Here is a 17892-nt window from a genome sequence, read left to right as displayed (position 1 = left end):
CGGCAATTACGTCCAGATCCGCGGCATCATCGACGAGGAATTCGAGCAGCTTCTGGCCGGTTCCAAGGATCCCCAGCAGGCGCTGGATTCGGTCGTCCAGCGCGGCGATGCCCTGCTCGAGGAATTCCAGCAGCAGTAACGACGAGGCGCCGGGCCGGTCAGGCCCGGCGCATCCCGTAACCACCGGGGGCGCCGCGCGGTGCCCGATGGAAGGCCAAGGACGAGCCGCGCATGAAGCGAACCCTGTTCAACAACCGCCTGTTGCCCTGGCTGCTCTTGGCGCCGCAACTGGCGATCACCTTCATCTTCTTCCTGTGGCCCGCCACGCAGGCGATCATCCAGAGCTTCCTGCGCCAGGACGCCTTCGGGCTTTCGACCAATTTCGTGGGGCTGGCGAATTACCGCGCGCTGATGAACAGCGCGCAATACATGAATTCGTTGCAGGTCACGGCGGTATTCGCGATTTCCGTGACGGTGTTTTCGCTGCTGATCGCGCTGGTCATGGCGCTGGCGGTGGACCGGATGATCCGCTCGGCCCGGACCTATACGACGCTGCTGGTCTGGCCCTATGCGGTGGCGCCCGCGGTGGCCGGTATCCTGTGGTGGTTCATCTTCAACCCGACTATCGGAATCCTGCCCTATCTTCTTGATATGGTGGGATATAACTGGAACCACCTCAGTTCCAAGCGCGATGCGATGACGCTGGTGGTGGTCGCCAGCGTCTGGAAGCAGATCAGCTACAATTTCCTGTTCTTTGTCGCGGGCTTGCAGGCCATACCTGCCAGTCTGCGCGAGGCAGCCGCGATCGACGGGGCGGGTCCTGTGCGGCGGTTCTTCGACATCACCTTTCCGCTGCTGTCGCCGACGACCTTCTTCCTGCTGGTCGTCAACATCGTCTATGCGATGTTCGACACCTTCGCGGTGATCGACGCGACCACGCAGGGCGGTCCGGCGCAGGCCACGAATATCCTGGTCTACAAGGTCTATTTCGACGGCTTCATCGGGCAGAGCATGGGTTCGTCCTCGGCGCAGTCGGTGGTGCTGATGGCCATTGTCATCACGCTGACCGTCATCCAGTTCCGCTGGATCGAGAAGAAGGTGCAATACTGATGATCGAGAACCGCCCGTTTCTGAACATCCTTGCCCACCTGACCCTGATCCTTGGCGTTGCCGCCGTGGCGTTGCCGGTCTGGGTGGCCTTCGTCGCCTCGACCCATCCGGTCAGCAGCCTGATATCGGGGACGGTGCCGCTGTTGCCGGGACCGGACCTGGTCAAGAACTATTCGCGGATGCTGTCCAGCGGCGTGTCCACGATGGGGACGCCGCCGGTGGGGCTGATGATGATGAACTCGCTGATCATGGCGCTGGCCATCGCCATCGGCAAGATCGCGATCTCGATGACCTCGGCCTTCGCCATCGTCTACTTCCGTTTCCGCTTCAGGATGCTGGCCTTCTGGTGCATCTTCATCACCATGATGCTGCCGGTCGAGGTGCGGATCGTGCCGACCTTCAAGGTGGTGGCGGACCTGGGGATGCTGAACTCCTACGCGGGGCTGTCGATCCCGCTGATCGCAAGCGCCACGGCGACCTTCCTGTTCCGGCAGGTCTTCCTGACCATCCCGGACGAATTGACCGAGGCCGCGCGGATCGACGGCGCCGGGCCGATGAAGTTCTTCCGCGACATCCTGCTGCCGCTTTCGCGCACGAACATGGCGGCGCTTTTCGTGATCCTGTTCATCTACGGCTGGAACCAGTATCTGTGGCCGCTGCTGATTACCACCGACAGCAGCTATTACACCATCGTCGCGGGCATCAAGCGCATGGCCGATTCCGTGGACGGGGTGCCGCAGTGGAACCTGGTCATGGCGACGGCGATCCTGGCGATGCTGCCGCCGGTCCTGGTGGTGATCTTCATGCAGCGCCTGTTTGTCAAAGGCCTTGTCGAGACGGAGAAGTAACATGGCGCAGATCAATCTGAGCGGCGTGGGCAAGGTCTATGCCGGCGGCTCGCGGGCGGTGGGCAATGTCGATATCGACATCCAGGACGGTGAGTTCATCGTTCTGGTCGGTCCCTCGGGCTGCGGCAAGTCCACGCTGCTGCGCATGGTCGCGGGGCTGGAGTCCATCACCGAGGGCGAGGTCCGCATCGCCGGGCGCGTCGTCAACGAGGTCGAACCGGCCGACCGCGACATCGCAATGGTGTTCCAGAACTATGCGCTTTATCCGCATATGACGGTGCGCCAGAACCTGGCCTATGGGCTGAAGAACCGCGGCACCCCGCGCGCCGAGATCGACCGCCGCGTGGCGGAAGTGGCGCAGATCCTGCAAATCGGGGATTACCTGGACCGCAAGCCCCGCGCGCTTTCGGGCGGCCAGCGCCAGCGCGTCGCAATGGGCCGCGCCATCGTGCGCGAACCGGCGGCCTTTCTGTTCGACGAACCGCTGTCGAACCTGGACGCCAAGCTGCGCGCGACGATGCGCCTGGAAATCAAGGACTTGCAGCGCAGGCTTGGCACGACTTCGATCTATGTGACCCATGACCAGCTAGAGGCGATGACGCTGGCCGACCGGCTGGTCGTGCTGAACGGCGGGCGGATCGAGCAGATCGGCACGCCGCTTGACGTCTACCGCAAGCCCGCCAGCGCCTTCGTCGCGGGCTTCATCGGATCGCCCGCGATGAACCTTCTGCCCGCCCATGCGGTGCCCCATCTGCCGGGCAGCGCCCATGCCGGGCTGGTGGGCATCCGCCCCGAGGACCTCAAGCCCTCGGACAGCGGCCAGATCGCGATGCAGGTCCGCGCGATCGAGGAACTGGGGGTCTCGCGGCTGGTTCACGGCATGGTGGGCGATCAGTTGCTGACCGTCTCGCTGTCGAACCAGTATCCCCTGGGCGAGACGCTGCACCTGGCCGCCGAGCCGGGCGCGGTCCATCTGTTCGACGCCGAAAGCGGTCAGCGGATCGAGGCGCATTGATCCGGGCCTTGTGCCGGGACCCCGCCGGTAGGATAGTCGGGGCCAGACCTTGCGACGGGAAGCGATCCGATGACCATACCCGAGTTTGTCCTTGATGAGCTGGCCGACCGTCTCGGCGCGCGTTTCTCGACCGCCAGCGGGGTGCGCGCGCAACATGCCGGATCCGAGAGCTTTCACCGCGCCCCGCCGCCCGATGCGGTGGCATGGCCCGAGACGACCGCCGAGGTCTCGTTCATCCTGTCGCTGTGCAATGCCCATGACATCCCGGTGATCGGCTGGGGGGTGGGCACCTCGCTGGAAGGGCAGGCGCTGGCGGTGCGGGGCGGCATCACGCTGAACATGAGCCGCATGGACCGCGTGATCGAGACCCGCCCCGAGGACATGCTGGCCGTCGTCCAGCCCGGCGTCACGCGTGAGGCGCTGAATGCCGACCTGCGCGCGACCGGGCTGTTCTTCCCCGTCGATCCCGGCGCGAACGCGACGCTTGGCGGTATGGCCGCGACCCGTGCCAGCGGCACGACGGCGGTGCGCTACGGCACGATGCGCGACAATGTGCTGGCGCTTGAGGCCGTGCTGGCGGATGGGCGCATCATCCGCACCGGCACGCGCGCCGCGAAATCCAGCGCGGGGCTGGACCTGACGGCGCTGCTGGTGGGTTCCGAGGGCACGCTGGCGATCATCACCGAACTGACCCTGCGCCTGCACGGCCAGCCCGAGGATGTCGCCGCCGCGATCTGCGCCTTCGATTCGCTGGAGGATGCGGTGGAATGCGTCACCGCCACCATCCAGTCGGGTGTTCCGATGGCGCGGATCGAATTCGTGGACGAGGACACCGCCCGCGCCTTCAACAGCCATGCCGGGACCGACCTGCCGGCCCGTCCGCACCTGCTGGTCGAGTTCCACGGCTCGGCCGAATCGGTGCGCGAGGACGCCGCGCGTTTCGGCGATATCGCGGGCGATTTCGGCGGGCGCGGCTTCGACTGGGCCAGCACCCCCGAGGAACGCGCGCGGCTGTGGAAGATGCGCCACGGCGCCTATCCGGCCTGCCTTTCGCTGCGCCCCGGCGCGACGGCGGTGGTCACCGACATCTGCGTGCCCATGTCCGAACTGGCCGCCGCGGTCACCGCCGCGCGCGACGATATCGCCGCCGAGGGGTTGCTTGGCCCGATCCTCGGCCATGTGGGCGACGGCAATTTCCACGCCACCCTGCTGATCGACCCCGACCGCCCCGAGGAACTGGCCGCCGCCAAGCGCGTCGCCGGGCGCATGGCCAGCCGCGCCATCGCTGTCGGCGGCACGATCAGCGGAGAGCATGGCGTCGGGCTGGGCAAGCGGGCCTATATGGCCGCCCAGCATGGCGAGGCCTGCCAGGCGATGGCCGCCGTCAAGCAGGCGCTGGATCCCAGGAACATCCTCAACCCCGGCAAGATGCTGCCCGACGAGCTCTGAGGCCCCTGGGCCTGACATATTCGTGATGGGCGGTGAAAGCGGCGCATGCCGCCTCGGGATGACTTTGCCGATCCGCTTTGCGATAAGGAAGCAAGCGCCATCCAAGGCGCGCCTATGAGGGCGAGGGTTCATGAATCTACTGGGCAGGATATTGGCGCTGCTGACGGTGCTTTCGCTGGCGGCCTGCGTCGGCGCGCCGGGCGGCGGAAGGCCGGTGATGGTCGGGCAGGGACAGGGGCCGAAATTCGGCGATTCGGCGCCGCACCCCTGGGTCGGCGGCCATCCCTACGACCACCCGGTCCAGGGCATCGACGTGTCGCGCTGGCAGGGCGATATCGACTGGCGCACCGTCGCGCGCTCGGGCGTCAGCTTCGCCTTCATCAAGGCGACGGAAGGGGGCGACCACTCGGACCCCGCCTTCCGCCGCTACTGGGCCGAGGCGGGGCAGGCCCGCATTCCGCGCGGCGCCTATCATTATTACTATTTCTGCCGCACCGGCGCCCAGCAAGCGGCATGGTTCATCGCCAATGTCCCGCGTGAACGCGGCGCGCTGCCGCCGGTCCTCGACCTGGAGTGGACCGCCTCGCGCAACTGTCCGCGCCGCCCGCCCCCCGCCGAGGTCCAGCGCGAGGCCCGCGTCTTCATGGATACGCTGCACCGCCATTACGGCCAGCGCCCCGTCATCTACACGACGGTGGATTTCTACCGCGACAACAACCTGGGTTCGTGGAACGAAGAGTTCTGGCTGCGCAGCGTCGCGGGCCATCCCCGCATCGTCTATCCCGGCCAGAGATGGACCTTCTGGCAATATACCGGCACCGGCATCGTTCCCGGCATCCGCGGCAACACCGACATCAACGTTTTCAACGGAAGCCCGCTGCAATGGCGTCAATGGCTCAACCGCCGCATGCAGTGAACCGGGCCCGGCTCTGGGCCGAGTTCGGGGCGCTGTTCATCGCGATTCCGTTGCTGATCGCGCTGTTCATGCCGCTGAACCTGATGTTCGCGGCATTGTTCGGCTTCACGGTCGTCGGGCTGGCCCTGCTGTGGATGACCGGCGGGTATGAGTGGCGCGCCCTTGTCAGCCACTGGTCGCGGGTGCCCTGGCTGAAGGTCGTGCTGTTCGGCGCGGTCGTGGGGGCGACGGGCTGGGCGATCATGCAGATGACCGCGCCCGAATACATCCGCCTGCTGACGGTCGAGCGGTTCCGCTTCCTGATCCTGTTGTGGCTGCTTTACCCGCTGCTGTCGGCCCTGCCGCAGGAGCTGATCTTCCGCGTCCTGTTCTTTCACCGCTACAGCGTGCTGTTTCCCGACCAGCGGATCGGGTTGCTGGTCAATGCCGCGCTGTTTTCCTTTGCCCATCTGATGTATTGGTCGGCGACGGTGCTGGTGCTGACCTTCATCGGCGGGCTGGTCTTTGCGCTCAGCTATGTGCGCCACGGCTTTCCGACCGCGTGGATCCTGCACGGGGTTGCGGGAAATGTGCTGTTTACCGTGGGAATGGGCTATTATTTCTGGACCGGCAACGTCATCAGGCCCTTCTGATCGCTTGACTTCCCCGTCACGGCACGGTTCATGCGAGGCCGGATATCAAGGGGATTACCGATGAGCGTCTATCGCAGCCACACCTGCGGCGAACTGACCGCCGCCAATGCCGGGACCGAGGTCCGCCTGTCGGGTTGGGTCCACCGCGTCCGCGACCACGGCGGGGTGCTGTTCATCGACCTGCGCGACCACTACGGCATGACCCAGGTGATCGCCGACAGCGATTCCCCCGCCTTTTCCACGTTGGAGCGTCTGCGCGCCGAAACCGTCATCCGCATCGACGGGCGGGTGAAACTGCGCGACGCCAGCCTGATCAACCCCAAGCTGCCCACCGGCGAGATCGAGGTCTACGTCACCGGAACCGAGATCCTCGGCCCCTCGGACGACCTGCCGCTGCCGGTCTTCGGCGACCAGGACTATCCCGAGGAAACGCGGCTGGCCTATCGCTTCCTGGACCTGCGCCGCGAAAGCCTGCATGGCAACATCATGCTGCGTTCGCGCGTGGTCAAATGGCTGCGTGACGCGATGTGGGACGGCGGCTTCACCGAATTCCAGACCCCGATCATTACCGCATCCAGCCCCGAAGGCGCGCGCGACTTCCTCGTGCCCTCGCGGTTGCATCCGGGCAAGTTCTATGCGCTGCCGCAGGCGCCCCAGCAGTTCAAGCAGTTGATCATGGTGGCGGGCTTCGACAAGTATTTCCAGATCGCGCCGTGTTTCCGCGACGAGGATCCGCGCGCCGACCGCTCGCCCACCGATTTCTACCAGCTTGACGTCGAGATGTCCTTTGTCGAACAAAAGGACGTTTTCGCCGCCATCCAGCCCGTCATCCAGGGGTTGTTCGAGGAATTCGGGGGCGGGCGCCCTGTCGACAGCGAATGGCCGCTGATCCCCTATGCGGAATCGATGCTGAAATACGGCACCGACAAGCCCGACCTGCGCAACCCGATCGAGATGCAGGTGGTCAGCGACCACTTCCGCGGATCGGGCTTCGCGATCTTCGCGAAACTGCTGGAACAGGACGGCACCGAGGTCCGCGCCATCCCCGCGCCCGGTGGCGGCTCGCGTAAGTTCGCCGACCGCATGAACGCCTTCGCGCAACAGCAGGGCCTGCCGGGGATGGGCTATATCTTCTGGCGCCCAAATAGCGAAGCGGCGGCGATCTTACTCACTAGAATACGCGATATTAGTTCTCAATTTGAAGCTGGCACTCAGATCACAATCCAAACGCATGATGGGAAAAAACTGCAAGGTGAGAGAAATTACATCCTTGAGCAGTTGAAGGCAGAACTTGCTAAGATAGATTACGATGTCGAAGCCGCCGGCCCCATCGCCAAGGCCCTCGGCCCCGAGAAGACCGAGGCGATCCGCACCCAGCTTGGCCTGAGCGAGGGCGACGCGGCCTTTTTCCTCGGCGGCAAGCCCGAAGCCTTCGAATCCGTCGCGGGCCGTGCCCGGACCGAGATCGGCCGCGAACTTGGCCTGACCCAGGAAAACCAGTTCAAATTCGCCTGGATCGTCGATTTCCCGATGTATGAGCGCGGCGATGACGGCAAGATCGACTTCAGCCACAACCCCTTCAGCATGCCGCAGGGTGGGATGGAGGCGCTGGAGGGCGATCCGCTGGCCGTCAAGGGCTATCAATACGACCTTGCCTGCAACGGGTATGAGCTGGTTTCCGGCGCGATCCGCAACCACCAGCCCGAGATCATGTTCAAGGCCTTCGAACTGGCCGGTTACGGCAAGGATGAGGTCGAAAAGCGGTTTGGCGGCATGGTCAAGGCCTTCCGCTACGGCGCACCCCCCCACGGCGGTTGCGCGGCGGGGATCGACCGGATCGTGATGCTGCTGGCCGATGAGCAGAACATCCGCGAAGTCATCATGTTCCCGATGAACCAGCGCGCCGAGGACCTGATGATGGGTGCCCCGTCGGAACCCTCCAATGAACAGTTGCGCGACCTGCGCCTGCGGGTTCTGCCGAAAGAGTGATCTGACCCCCTGCCGGTTCCGTGCCATGATCGGGACTGGTAGCGACGATGATGGGGGCGCCTGTTGGAATTCGGATTTCCCGAACTTGCCGCGATTCGGCTGGGTTTCGGACTTTCGCCCCATATGGAGCCGCCCGCCGATGCCGACGCGATCCTGGCCAGCGTCGCCGTGGCCGGGCCGGGACCCGAGGCGACCAGCACCCAGGACGCCCGCGACAGCGCGCAGAAGCTGGCCGAACTGGGCAAGGCGAGGGTCGAAGGGGGTGAGGCCGAGGCTCGCGCTCGCGTCGAATTCGCCCGCCAGTTGCGCGATTCGCGCTGGTTCGGCCTGGCCCATCGCATCGCGCGCGCTGTCGATGCGCCCTCGGGTTTCGGCGAAAGGCTGGTGCAGTTCTGGTCCGATCATTTCACGGTCCGCGCGGATGGCGCGGGCGCGCAGCGCCTTGCGCTGGCCTTCGTCGATGAGGCGATCCGCCCCCATCTGAATGGCCGGTTCGAGGATCTGCTGTTTGCCGCCGATACCCATCCGATGATGCTGCTCTATCTGGACCAGCATGTGAGCGTCGGGCCGAATTCGCGGATGGCGCGGCAGAATGAAGCCCGCGGGTTGAATGAAAATCTGGCGCGTGAAATCCTTGAACTTCACACGCTTGGCGTGGGCGCGGATTATTCCCAGGCCGATGTGCGGCAACTGGCCAAGCTGCTGACCGGGCTGACCTACAACACCCGCAACGATGTCACCTTTCGCCCCGGCATGGCCGAACCGGGGGCCGAGACGGTCCTTGGCCAGTCCTATGGCGGCGACCATCAGGCCAATATCGACGATATTCGCGCCGTCATGGTCGATATCGCGCGCCACCCTGCGACGGCGCGCCATGTCTCGCGCAAGCTGGCGGTGCATTTCGTCAGCGACGATCCCGACGACGGGTTGGTCGCTGCGATGGTGGCGGCCTGGCGGCGGTCGGACGGGCATTTGCCGCAGGTCTGTCATGCGATGATCACCCATCCCGCGCTGGCCGACGGATTTCGGCAAAAGGCGCGCCAGCCCTTCGATTATCTTGCGGCCTGCCTGCGGGGGCTGGGAATGCGGGGCGATGAATTGCGTGCCTTGCAGCGGCCCGAGATCAACCGTTTCCTTTACCTTCCGCTGGGGCAGATGGGTCAGAAATGGGGTGAGCCTGCCGGCCCGAACGGCTGGCCGGAAGAGGTCGGCGCCTGGATCACGCCGCAACTTCTGGCCGCGCGGATCTCGTGGGCCACGCGGGTTCCGGCGCATCTGTTCGACCCGCTGCCCGACCCGCGGGAACTGATGCGCGCAACCCTGCGCGGCAGCCGCTCCGAGGCGCTGGCCCGTGCCGTGCCCCGCGCCGAAAGCGCGCGCGAAGGGGTGGCGCTGGTTCTGGCCTCGACCGATTTCAACCGACGTTAGGGGAAGGCGATGCTCAGCAGGCGAATGTTTCTGAAAAGCGGGGCGCTGATCGGCTGTTCGGCAGCGGCGCATCCCTTGCTGACGACGATGAGTTTCGCATCCGCGCCGGGTGAGAACCGGCTGGTGGTCATCATCCTGCGCGGCGCGATGGACGGGCTGGACGTTTTCCAGCCCTATGGCGACCCGATGCTGCGCAAGCTGCGGCGGACGATCTCGGTCGGACCCGAGGGCGGGGCCTTCGACCTTGACGGCTTTTTCGCGCTGCATCCCGCGCTGGAGCCGTTGCTGCCCCTGTGGCAGGGGGGCGAGCTGGCCTTTGCCCATGCCGTTTCGACCCCCTATCGCGACAAGCGCAGCCATTTCGACGGGCAGGACCTGCTCGAGGCCGGCACGGGCGAGGATGTCGGTGCGGATCATCGCATCGGCGGCTGGCTGAACCGTCTGTTGCGGGCGATGCCCGGCGCGCAGTCGGAAACCGCCTATGCCGTCGGCACGGACGAGATGAAGATCCTTGGCGGCGAGGCGCGCCATAAAAGCTGGGCGCCCGAGGCCGAACTGCGCCTGTCCGCGCAGGCGCAGCGGCTGTTGGAGGACGTCTATCACGACGACCCGCTGTTTCGTCAGGCGGCGCAGGACGCCATCGAACTGGCCGATCAGGGCACCGGGCGCGAGAAGGGACCCGAAGGCGATGCCCGCGCGCTTGGTCTGTTCGCCGCCAGCCGCCTGAACATGCAGACCCGCATCGCGGCCTTTTCCATCGCCGGATGGGACAGCCATGCCCGGCAAGAGGCCGTCATCACCCGCGCCCTGGCCCGCCTGTCCGCTGCCATCCTGGCCCTGCGCGAAGGGCTGGGCGGCAATTGGCAAAAGACCACCATCCTTGCCATGACCGAATTCGGGCGCACGGTTCGCGAAAACGGCACGGGGGGCACCGATCACGGAACCGCGGGCGCCCTGCTGATGGCGGGCGGGGCGATTCGCGGCGGGCGGGCCTATGGCGAATGGCCGGGCCTTGGCGAAGGGCAGCTTTACGCCGGTCGCGACCTGATGCCCCTGCGCGATATCCGTGCCTATGCGGCGTGGGCGATGCGCAACCTTTACGGCATCGAATCCGGCCTGTTGGAGCGCAGCATCTTTCCCGGCCTGGACCTTGGCGCCGATCCGCATTTCCTGGCGTGACGGGTTTCAGACATGGCGTGCCGTCGCCAGCCGGTCTTCGACCAGCCCGCTGATTCGCGCCAGATTCGATGCCGTTTGCGGGCCGTCGTGCCGATCGCGCGTCAGCGAGAAGGCCGCCGCTTCCAAGGTCGGATCATGGGCCGAACGCGCCACCCCCGCCAGAAACCGCGCGATATAGTCGAGCGTCGCCGTATCGCGCGAATGCGCCAGCACATCCGCCGCATGCATCAGATCGTCGCACAGCGCCGTGCTGTCGGGCGACACCGTGTCATTCGAGATCAGGCGCAGCCCGCGCGGGCGTTCCTGTGGCGGAAGGGCGTTCAGCACCGTCTGCTGGAACAGGGCCAGGCTTTCGATGGGCTTGGCCAGGAAGGCATCGGCACCGGCCTGCATGGCTGTCTCCTGGTTTTCGGGATCGCCCGAGATGCCGATCAGGACCGGCACGCGCGGGGCCGTGTCCGCCAGCGTCCGGATCAGTTCGGCACCGTCCCCATCGGGCAGGCCCATGTCCACCATCAGCGCGCCGGGACGATAGGTTTGCAGATGCCGCATCGCGGCCTTCAGCGTATCGGCCCGCCTGATCCGTGCGCCCGAGCGCAGGCAGAGCAGCCGCAGCGCCTCGGACGCATAGCGGCTGTCCTCGACCACCAGCATCGTCAGCCCCGCAAGGGGCCTGTCCGGCTGGCCAGCCGCAGGCCAGACGGATCGTTCAGGTTTGAAAAACGCCTCTTCGGAACCCAGCATGGAATCACCTTTCACAATCGCCGCTTGTCCGCAGGATCGGCTGATTCCCCTAATATGCGGTTAATGCCGCAGCTCTTTCCCTTTCACTTCGGCTGTATCGGGCCTAAAACACCCCAAAACCCGGAGGATCAGATGATCGGTCGTCTCAATCACGTCGCGATTGCCGTGCCCGACCTGCAAGCGGCCGTCGCGCAATATCGCGATACGCTTGGCGCGCGCGTCGGCGCGCCGCTGGATCAGCCCGAACATGGCGTCACGGTCGTTTTCATCGAACTGCCGAACACCAAGCTGGAACTGCTTTATCCCCTGGGCGAAAACAGCCCGATCCGGGCGTTCCTGGACAGAAATCCCGCGGGCGGGATTCATCACCTGTGCTTTGAGGTCGAGGATATCCTGGCCGCGCGCGACCGGCTGGTGACGCAGGGCGCGCGGGTGCTGGGCGACGGGCAACCCAGGACCGGCGCCCACGGCCTGCCGGTCCTGTTCCTGCATCCCAAGGATTTCAACGGCACCCTGATCGAATTGGAGCAAGTCAAATGAGCATTACCGGCGCATTCGTCCTTTACTCGATGCTGTGGTTTCTCGTGCTGTTCGTGCTTTTGCCGATCGGCCAGAAAAGCCAGGCCGATGCCGGAGAGGTCGTCCCCGGCACCCCCGCAGGCGCCCCGCACGAACCCCAGTTGAAGAAAAAGGCGCTGTGGACGACGGTGATCTCGGCCATCCTGTGGGGGATCATCGCCTTCATCATCTTTGCCGACATCATCACCCGCGCCGATCTGGAAAGGATGTTCGGCTAAGCTGGAAAAGATGGGTAAAGCCCGCCGCCGCCAGCACCGGGACGGCGATGTTCAGCACCGGCACGACCAGCAGGACGGCGATCATCACGCCAAGCGCGGTGACCCGCAGGTTCAGCGCGCGATGCATCTCGGCGGCGCGTTCGCGGGGCAGGTGGCGGCGGGCGGCCATCTGGAAGAACTCGAGCCCCAGCAGCCAGCCGTTGGCGGTGAACCAGACCAGCGGCGCCAGCGGGCCAAGGAAGGGCGTCAGCAGCATCGTGCCCAGCCCCACCAGCACGACCGCCCCCGTCACCGCCAGCGATTCCAGCAGCCCGTCCCAGAAATCCAGCGGCTGGCCGCGTTGATCGGGATAGTGGGTTTCCTCGACCGCCACGGCCACCCTTTCGGCGAACAGCCCTGAAAAGGCGGCGGCGACCGGGGCCATCAGGAAGACCGCCATCACCGGCAGCAGCAGGATCGACCCCCAGGACAGGTAGCTGCCAAGCGGCACCTGGCCCAGCCAGGGCAGGGTGACGGTCTCGGGCGAGAACCAGCGGATCGCCCAGAAGACCAGCGCCTGCACGGCCACCAGCAGCGCAAGCGTCAGCCCTGTCCCCGCCAGCACGACCGACAGGATGCGCGGATGCAGAAGGTCGCGCCAGGCAAGGATCAGGGCGCGCAGGCTCATTGCGCGAAACTGGTCCTGGCGTCGATATCGGGGCGCGGGCGCTCGGGTGGGGTCTTGCCGCGCTGGCCGATATGGACAAAGCCCGTGATACGTTCGTGTTCGCCCAGGCCCAGATGCGGCCCGGCGAATTCGGGCTGGCTGGCGGGACCTGTCAGCCATGCCGCGCCAAGCCCTTGGGCCAGCGCCGCATTGACCAGTTGCAGGCAGACCGCCCCCGCCGACAGGAACTGTTCCCATTGCGGGATCTTGTCGCTGGCGACGGGCGAGGACACCACCGCCACGATCAGCGGCGATTCCATGCCCGAGCGGGCCTTGGCCACCGCGGCCTCGTCCCCGCCCTGCGCGGCGACATGATCGGCCAGCAGGGGTGCCAGCCGGTCCAGCGCCGCGCGCTCCAGCACGATGAAGCGCCAAGGCTCCAGCTTGCCGTGATCGGGCACGCGGGCGGCGATGGTCAGCAACTCGCGCAGCTCTTCGCGATCCGGCGCGGGACCTTGCAGCATCTTGGGCGGGTGCGAGCGGCGGGTGCGCAGGAACTCCAACGCTGTGTCATTGCCGTGGTTTTCATGTTCGGACATCGTTCAGACCTCGAAGAATTCGGCCAGTTCCTTCAGGTAGGCCGACAGGTGGTTGACAAGGAACTGCGGCGGCTGGCGCAGGTCGATGGTTGCTTGCAGCGGGTCCGGCGCATGGGTTGGGGAACCTGCCAGCACCTGGACGACCGCATGGCCGCAGAAGGGGACGTGCAACTCGGAATAGCCGCCTTCGTGGACGGCGACCAGCCGCCCCGCGCAAAGCTGGCCTGCGGCATCCATCACCAGCGCGGTCATGCGGGCGAAACTGTCCGCGCTCAGCACCATGCGCCCCAGCGGGTCCATCGCCGAGGCGTCGTAGCCGCAGGCGATGACGATGACCTCGGGCGCGAAACGGCGCAGCGAGGGCAGGACGATCCGCTCGACCGCCTCAAGATAGGTCTGCTGGCCCGCGCCGGGGGGCAGGGGGATGTTGATGTTGCTGGCCTGCGCGCCCCGCACATCCGCCCCGCCGGTATCCAGCGGATAGTTGCGGTCCTGGTGGATCGAGATGGTCAGCACGTCGGGGTCGTCCAGAAAGATCGCCTCGGTCCCGTTGCCGTGGTGAACGTCCCAGTCCAGAACCGCCACGCGCTGCGCCAGCCCGGCGGCACGGGCCGAGCGGATGGCGACGGCGATATTGGCCAGCAGGCAGAAGCCGTTGGGAAAGTCGGGCAGGGCGTGATGGCCGGGCGGACGCGAGAGCGCATAGGCGTTCCGCGCCCTGCCGGTCAGCACCTCGGCCAGCGCCGCCTGCGCAAGCCCCGCCGAAAGGGCTGCGATCTCGTATCCGCCCTTCAGGAAGGGCGCGCGCAGGCCCAGGTCCCCGCCCATGCCGTCGGACATGGTCTTGAACGCATCCAGATAGCTGGCCGGGTGGACGCGCAGCAGGTCCTGCCGGGTGGCGGCGGGGGCCGTGCGTTCCTGCAACTGTGTCATCAGCCCGGTCACCCGCAACAGGTTGACCAGCCGCCGCTTGGTCTCGGGGCTTTCGGGCAGGCCGCTGCCGGGCTGGACCAAGCCGCCGGCCGGCACGGTCAGGACGTAATCGCCGCCCCCGTGCCACATGCAGCGTTCATCATGGAAGAAACCCGTGGGCTTTTGCATTGATTTTCCGCCTCGTCATGTGTTTGCAGGAAGCATGACCGATCTTTCGCACCTTGCACAACCCGGCCGCCGCCTTTCGGTTCGCGTGACACCCCGCGCCTCGCGCAATGCCGTGATGCTGGACGGCGATCTGGTGCGGGTGATGGTGACCACCGTCCCCGAGGGCGGCAAGGCCAATGCCGAGGTCCAGCGCCACCTGTCCAAGGCGCTTGGCATCGCCAAGTCGCGGCTGACGCTGCTGCGCGGTGCCAGCGGGCGCGACAAGCTGTTCCAGATCGACTAGCCGTCGCGTTGCAGGCGATAGTTGCCTTCGGGCAGGTTCAGGGCGGCGCGCAATTCGTTCAACTGGACCATGCTGAAGACGACCCGCGACACGCCCTGGCCATCGGCGTCGGCCTGCTCCACGATCACGCGGTCGTCGAAGGTCAGGATGGTGATGTCCTCGGACAAGGGGCCTTGGTTCGGCTCGTTCTCGTCGATCAGGGTGATGATCGTGGCGTCGAATTCGTGTTCGATGGTGAACATCCGCTCCTCCTGCTGGTTTTGGAAACTTTCCCGTGAAATCGGGGCAAGTTGCAAGCGTCACCCTTGGCGAGCGGGGCGGCTTGCGGATAAATGGGCGCGCTTGGGACGGATGCCCGATGTAACGAGGGATGACAGGATGGCGAAAATGCGCGCAACGGGTATCGCCTTGGCCGTGATGCTGGCGCTTTCGGGCTGTGTCGGCCCCGGTCCGATGCCGTCGCTGCCCGGTTCGCCCGCGCAGCCGCCCGTGGTTGCGCCGCCTTCGCCGGATATCGCGGGCGGGCCTGCGGAAAAGGCGCGCGCCTTCGCGCAGGTCATCCGCGACATGGAACCCGCGGTCGAGCGTGAATGCATGCAGCGGCGCGGCGGTCCGATCAGTTGCGATTTCCAGTTCATCGTCGACAGCCGTCCGGGGCTGGAACCGAACGCCTTTCAGACCGTGGACGACAATGGCCGCCCGATCGTGGGCTTTACCCTGTCGCTGATCGACGAGGCCCGTAACGCCGACGAACTGGCCTTTGTCGTCGGTCACGAGGCCAGCCATCACATCCTGGGCCACCTGAACCGCAAGAGCAGCGCGGCCACCGCCGGGGCAGTGATCCTGGGCGGGCTGGCGTCAGCCTATGGCGCCAGCGAGATCGCGATCCAGAGCGCGCAGAACCTGGGCGCGCAGGTCGGTGCGCGCTACTATTCGCAGGAGTGGGAACTGGAGGCCGATTATCTGGGTGCGATCATCGCCTTGAACGCGGGCTTCGATCCGCGCAACGGCGCGCAGTTCTTCCGCCGCATCCCCGATCCGGGCGACAAGATCCTGGGCACTCATCCCTCGACAGCCTCGCGCATGGGGCAGGTCGAGCGGGCGATCGGCGACTACCGTTCGGGCCGTTTCCGCTAGCGAACGCCAACCACAATGAAAAAACCCGCAGGATTGCGGGTTTTTGCACCTTTTCGTGGGCCTATTTCGGGACCTGCCCGATATCGTTCAGCGCCTCGCGGATTTCGTCCAGGATGGCGGGGTCGTCGATGGTGGCGGGCATGCGGTATTCCTCGCCATCGGCGATCTTCGCCATCGTTGCGCGCAGGATCTTGCCCGAGCGGGTCTTGGGCAGGCGATCCACGACGCAGGCCGACTTGAAGGCCGCGACCGGGCCGATCCGCTCGCGCACCAGGGCGACGACCTCGCTGACGACGGTTTCGGGCGGGTTCGCCGCCCCTTTCCTGAGGCAGAGGAAACCCAGCGGCATCTGCCCCTTCAACTTGTCCGCAACCCCGATCACCGCGCATTCGGCGACGTCGGGATGGCTGGACAGCACTTCCTCCATCGCGCCGGTGGACAGGCGGTGGCCCGCGACGTTGATGACGTCGTCGGTGCGCGCCATGATGTAGAGATAGCCGTCCTCGTCGATATAGCCCGCGTCGCCGGTTTCGTAATAGCCGGGGAAGTGGTCGAGGTAGGATTTGAGGAATCGCGGCTCGGCGTTCCACAGCGTCGGCAGCGTGCCCGGCGGCAGGGGCAGCCTGATCGCGATGGCGCCCAGCGTTCCGGGGGGAACCGGGTGGCCCGCCTCGTCCAGCACATGCACGTCATAGCCGGGCATCGGCTTGGCGGGGCTGCCCCTCTTGACCGGCAGGGTGCCGATGCCGAAGGGGTTGGCGGCGATGGCCCAGCCGGTTTCCGTCTGCCACCAATGGTCGATGACGGGCAGGCCCAGCTTGTCCTCGAGCCACTGGATCGTGTCGGGATCGGCGCGCTCGCCCGCCAGGAAGACGGCTTGCAGGCCGCGCAGGTTGTAATCGCCGATCAGTTCCCCGTCCGGGTCCTCGCGTTTGACGGCGCGGATGGCGGTGGGGGCGGTGAAGAAGCTTTTCACCTTGTGGTTCTGGATCACGCGCCAGAAGGTGCCGGCGTCGGGCGTGCCGACGGGCTTGCCCTCGAAGACGATGCTGGTCGCGCCCGAGATCAGCGGGCCGTAGCAGATATAACTGTGCCCCACGACCCAGCCCACGTCCGAGGCCGCCCAGAACACGTCGCCGGGCTGGATGCCGTAGATGTTGGGCATCGTCCAGTTCAGCGCGACGAGGTGGCCCGCGGTATGGCGCACGACGCCCTTGGGCTGGCCGGTCGTGCCCGAGGTATAGAGGATATAGGCGGGGTGGTTGCCCTCGACCGGGACGCATTCGGCAGGCTCGACCCCGTATTGGAAGCTGTGCCAGGCGACGTCGCGTCCGGGGGTCAGCTTGCAGACCTCTTGCTCGCGCTGGAAGATCACGCAGAAATCGGGCTGGTGGCTGGCTTGTTCCAATGCGCGGTCCAGGAGCGGCTTGTAATGGACGATGCGCCCCGGCTCGATCCCGCAAGAGGCGGCGATGATCGCCTTGGGGGTGCAATCGTCGATGCGCACGGCCAGTTCATTCGCGGCGAAACCGCCGAAGACGACCGAATGGATCGCGCCGATGCGCGCGCAGGCCAGCATCGCCTCGACCGCCTCGGGGATCATCGGCATGTAGATGATCACGCGGTCGCCCTTTTCGATGCCCTTGGCGCGCAGCGCGCCCGCCAGGCTGGCCACCCGGTCGCGCAATTCGCCATAGGTCAGCCCCTTGGTCGAGCGGGTGACGGGGCTGTCGTGGATCAGGGCAAGCTGGTCGCCCCGGCCTGCCTCGACATGGCGGTCCACCGCGTTCCAGCAGGTGTTGACCAGCCCGTCCGAGAACCATTCGTAGATCGGCGCCTTTTCGTCGAAAAGCGCCTTGGAAGGCGGGCGCACCCAGTCGATGCCCTGAGCGGCAGCCATCCAGAAACCTTCGGGATCGGCCTTCCAGCTTTCGTAAACGTCGGTATAACCCAAGTGATCCTCCTCACTCAATGACAGCTTGTTACGCGAGAACCTTGGTTCACGCAACAATACTGCGC

19 protein-coding genes are annotated in these 17892 nt (G+C 65.9%); 13 read left to right on the top strand and 6 right to left on the bottom strand.

What is annotated here, in order from left to right:
- The first annotated feature begins 231 nt into the window (after window positions 1-231).
- The 9 genes from ugpA (at window position 232) to Q0O97_RS07450 (ending at window position 10566) form a co-directional block, all read left to right on the top strand.
- Window positions 232-1110: a sn-glycerol-3-phosphate ABC transporter permease UgpA gene (gene ugpA / locus Q0O97_RS07490; RefSeq protein ID WP_294926807.1), complete on the top strand. Its 879-nt coding sequence runs from the start codon at window positions 232-234 to the stop codon at window positions 1108-1110.
- A complete protein-coding gene (ugpE, locus tag Q0O97_RS07485) occupies window positions 1110-1958 on the top strand; it encodes a sn-glycerol-3-phosphate ABC transporter permease UgpE (RefSeq protein ID WP_294926805.1) in 849 nt (282 codons plus the stop codon). Before ugpA ends, ugpE begins: the two co-directional genes overlap by 1 nt.
- 1 nt (window position 1959) lies before the next feature.
- On the top strand, window positions 1960-2973 hold the full coding sequence (locus tag Q0O97_RS07480; protein ID WP_294926803.1) for a sn-glycerol-3-phosphate import ATP-binding protein UgpC: 1014 nt from the start codon (window positions 1960-1962) through the stop codon (window positions 2971-2973).
- A 69-nt stretch (window positions 2974-3042) separates the two neighbouring features.
- Entirely contained in the window at window positions 3043-4422 is a 1380-nt protein-coding gene (locus Q0O97_RS07475) for an FAD-linked oxidase C-terminal domain-containing protein (RefSeq protein WP_294926801.1), read from the top strand.
- Between the two features lie 130 nt (window positions 4423-4552).
- The gene (locus Q0O97_RS07470; protein WP_294926799.1) at window positions 4553-5338 is read left to right on the top strand and encodes a GH25 family lysozyme; all 786 of its coding nucleotides are present in this window, start codon (window positions 4553-4555) and stop codon (window positions 5336-5338) included.
- The gene (locus tag Q0O97_RS07465; protein ID WP_294926796.1) at window positions 5335-5970 is read left to right on the top strand and encodes a CPBP family glutamic-type intramembrane protease; all 636 of its coding nucleotides are present in this window, start codon (window positions 5335-5337) and stop codon (window positions 5968-5970) included. Before Q0O97_RS07470 ends, Q0O97_RS07465 begins: the two co-directional genes overlap by 4 nt.
- A 60-nt stretch (window positions 5971-6030) precedes the next feature.
- Entirely contained in the window at window positions 6031-7959 is a 1929-nt protein-coding gene (gene aspS, locus Q0O97_RS07460) for an aspartate--tRNA ligase (protein WP_294926794.1), read from the top strand.
- Window positions 7960-8022: 63 nt separating this feature from the next.
- The gene (locus Q0O97_RS07455) at window positions 8023-9387 is read left to right on the top strand and encodes a DUF1800 domain-containing protein (protein WP_294926792.1); all 1365 of its coding nucleotides are present in this window, start codon (window positions 8023-8025) and stop codon (window positions 9385-9387) included.
- 9 nt (window positions 9388-9396) lie between these two features.
- Complete coding sequence (locus tag Q0O97_RS07450; RefSeq protein ID WP_294926789.1) at window positions 9397-10566, top strand: DUF1501 domain-containing protein; 1170 nt, start codon at window positions 9397-9399, stop codon at window positions 10564-10566.
- 6 nt (window positions 10567-10572) lie between these two features.
- On the opposite strand, the gene Q0O97_RS07445 is transcribed toward Q0O97_RS07450, so the two are convergent.
- Window positions 10573-11310 carry a response regulator gene (locus Q0O97_RS07445; RefSeq protein WP_294926787.1) on the bottom strand — a complete coding sequence of 246 codons (738 nt, stop codon included), beginning with the start codon at window positions 11308-11310 and terminating at the stop codon, window positions 10573-10575.
- Window positions 11311-11442: 132 nt separating this feature from the next.
- Between Q0O97_RS07445 and mce the strand changes: the two genes are divergently transcribed.
- Entirely contained in the window at window positions 11443-11850 is a 408-nt protein-coding gene (mce, locus tag Q0O97_RS07440) for a methylmalonyl-CoA epimerase (protein WP_294926785.1), read from the top strand.
- Entirely contained in the window at window positions 11847-12107 is a 261-nt protein-coding gene (locus Q0O97_RS07435; protein ID WP_294926783.1) for a DUF1467 family protein, read from the top strand. The genes mce and Q0O97_RS07435 overlap by 4 nt, the downstream gene beginning before the upstream one ends.
- Here Q0O97_RS07435 and Q0O97_RS07430 read toward each other — a convergent pair.
- From Q0O97_RS07430 to Q0O97_RS07420, 3 genes are read right to left on the bottom strand one after another with little or no spacing between them, the layout of a single operon-like run.
- The gene (locus Q0O97_RS07430) at window positions 12073-12774 is read right to left on the bottom strand and encodes an EI24 domain-containing protein (protein WP_294926781.1); all 702 of its coding nucleotides are present in this window, start codon (window positions 12772-12774) and stop codon (window positions 12073-12075) included. The two genes, Q0O97_RS07435 and Q0O97_RS07430, sit on opposite strands and share 35 nt — an antisense overlap.
- Entirely contained in the window at window positions 12771-13352 is a 582-nt protein-coding gene (locus Q0O97_RS07425) for a nitroreductase (RefSeq protein ID WP_294926779.1), read from the bottom strand. The genes Q0O97_RS07430 and Q0O97_RS07425 overlap by 4 nt, the downstream gene beginning before the upstream one ends.
- A 3-nt stretch (window positions 13353-13355) precedes the next feature.
- Window positions 13356-14453 (bottom strand): class II histone deacetylase, encoded by a 1098-nt coding sequence (locus tag Q0O97_RS07420; RefSeq protein ID WP_294926777.1) that lies wholly within the window; start codon window positions 14451-14453, stop codon window positions 13356-13358.
- A gap of 34 nt (window positions 14454-14487) precedes the next feature.
- Here Q0O97_RS07420 and Q0O97_RS07415 point away from each other — a divergent pair, with 34 nt between their 5' ends.
- Complete coding sequence (locus tag Q0O97_RS07415) at window positions 14488-14736, top strand: DUF167 domain-containing protein (RefSeq protein WP_294926775.1); 249 nt, start codon at window positions 14488-14490, stop codon at window positions 14734-14736.
- Here Q0O97_RS07415 and Q0O97_RS07410 read toward each other — a convergent pair.
- On the bottom strand, window positions 14733-14978 hold the full coding sequence (locus tag Q0O97_RS07410; RefSeq protein WP_294926773.1) for a hypothetical protein: 246 nt from the start codon (window positions 14976-14978) through the stop codon (window positions 14733-14735). The two genes, Q0O97_RS07415 and Q0O97_RS07410, sit on opposite strands and share 4 nt — an antisense overlap.
- A gap of 145 nt (window positions 14979-15123) precedes the next feature.
- Here Q0O97_RS07410 and Q0O97_RS07405 point away from each other — a divergent pair, with 145 nt between their 5' ends.
- Window positions 15124-15873 carry a M48 family metalloprotease gene (locus Q0O97_RS07405; protein ID WP_294926771.1) on the top strand — a complete coding sequence of 250 codons (750 nt, stop codon included), beginning with the start codon at window positions 15124-15126 and terminating at the stop codon, window positions 15871-15873.
- Window positions 15874-15934: 61 nt separating this feature from the next.
- On the opposite strand, the gene Q0O97_RS07400 is transcribed toward Q0O97_RS07405, so the two are convergent.
- Window positions 15935-17827: a propionyl-CoA synthetase gene (locus Q0O97_RS07400; RefSeq protein ID WP_294926769.1), complete on the bottom strand. Its 1893-nt coding sequence runs from the start codon at window positions 17825-17827 to the stop codon at window positions 15935-15937.
- Window positions 17828-17892 lie beyond the last annotated feature (65 nt).

Origin of the sequence: uncultured Paracoccus sp. (genome assembly GCF_945915435.1) — a bacterium.
In the GTDB taxonomy this organism is placed as follows: domain Bacteria; phylum Pseudomonadota; class Alphaproteobacteria; order Rhodobacterales; family Rhodobacteraceae; genus Paracoccus.
This window is presented reverse-complemented; position numbering and strand designations above follow the sequence as displayed.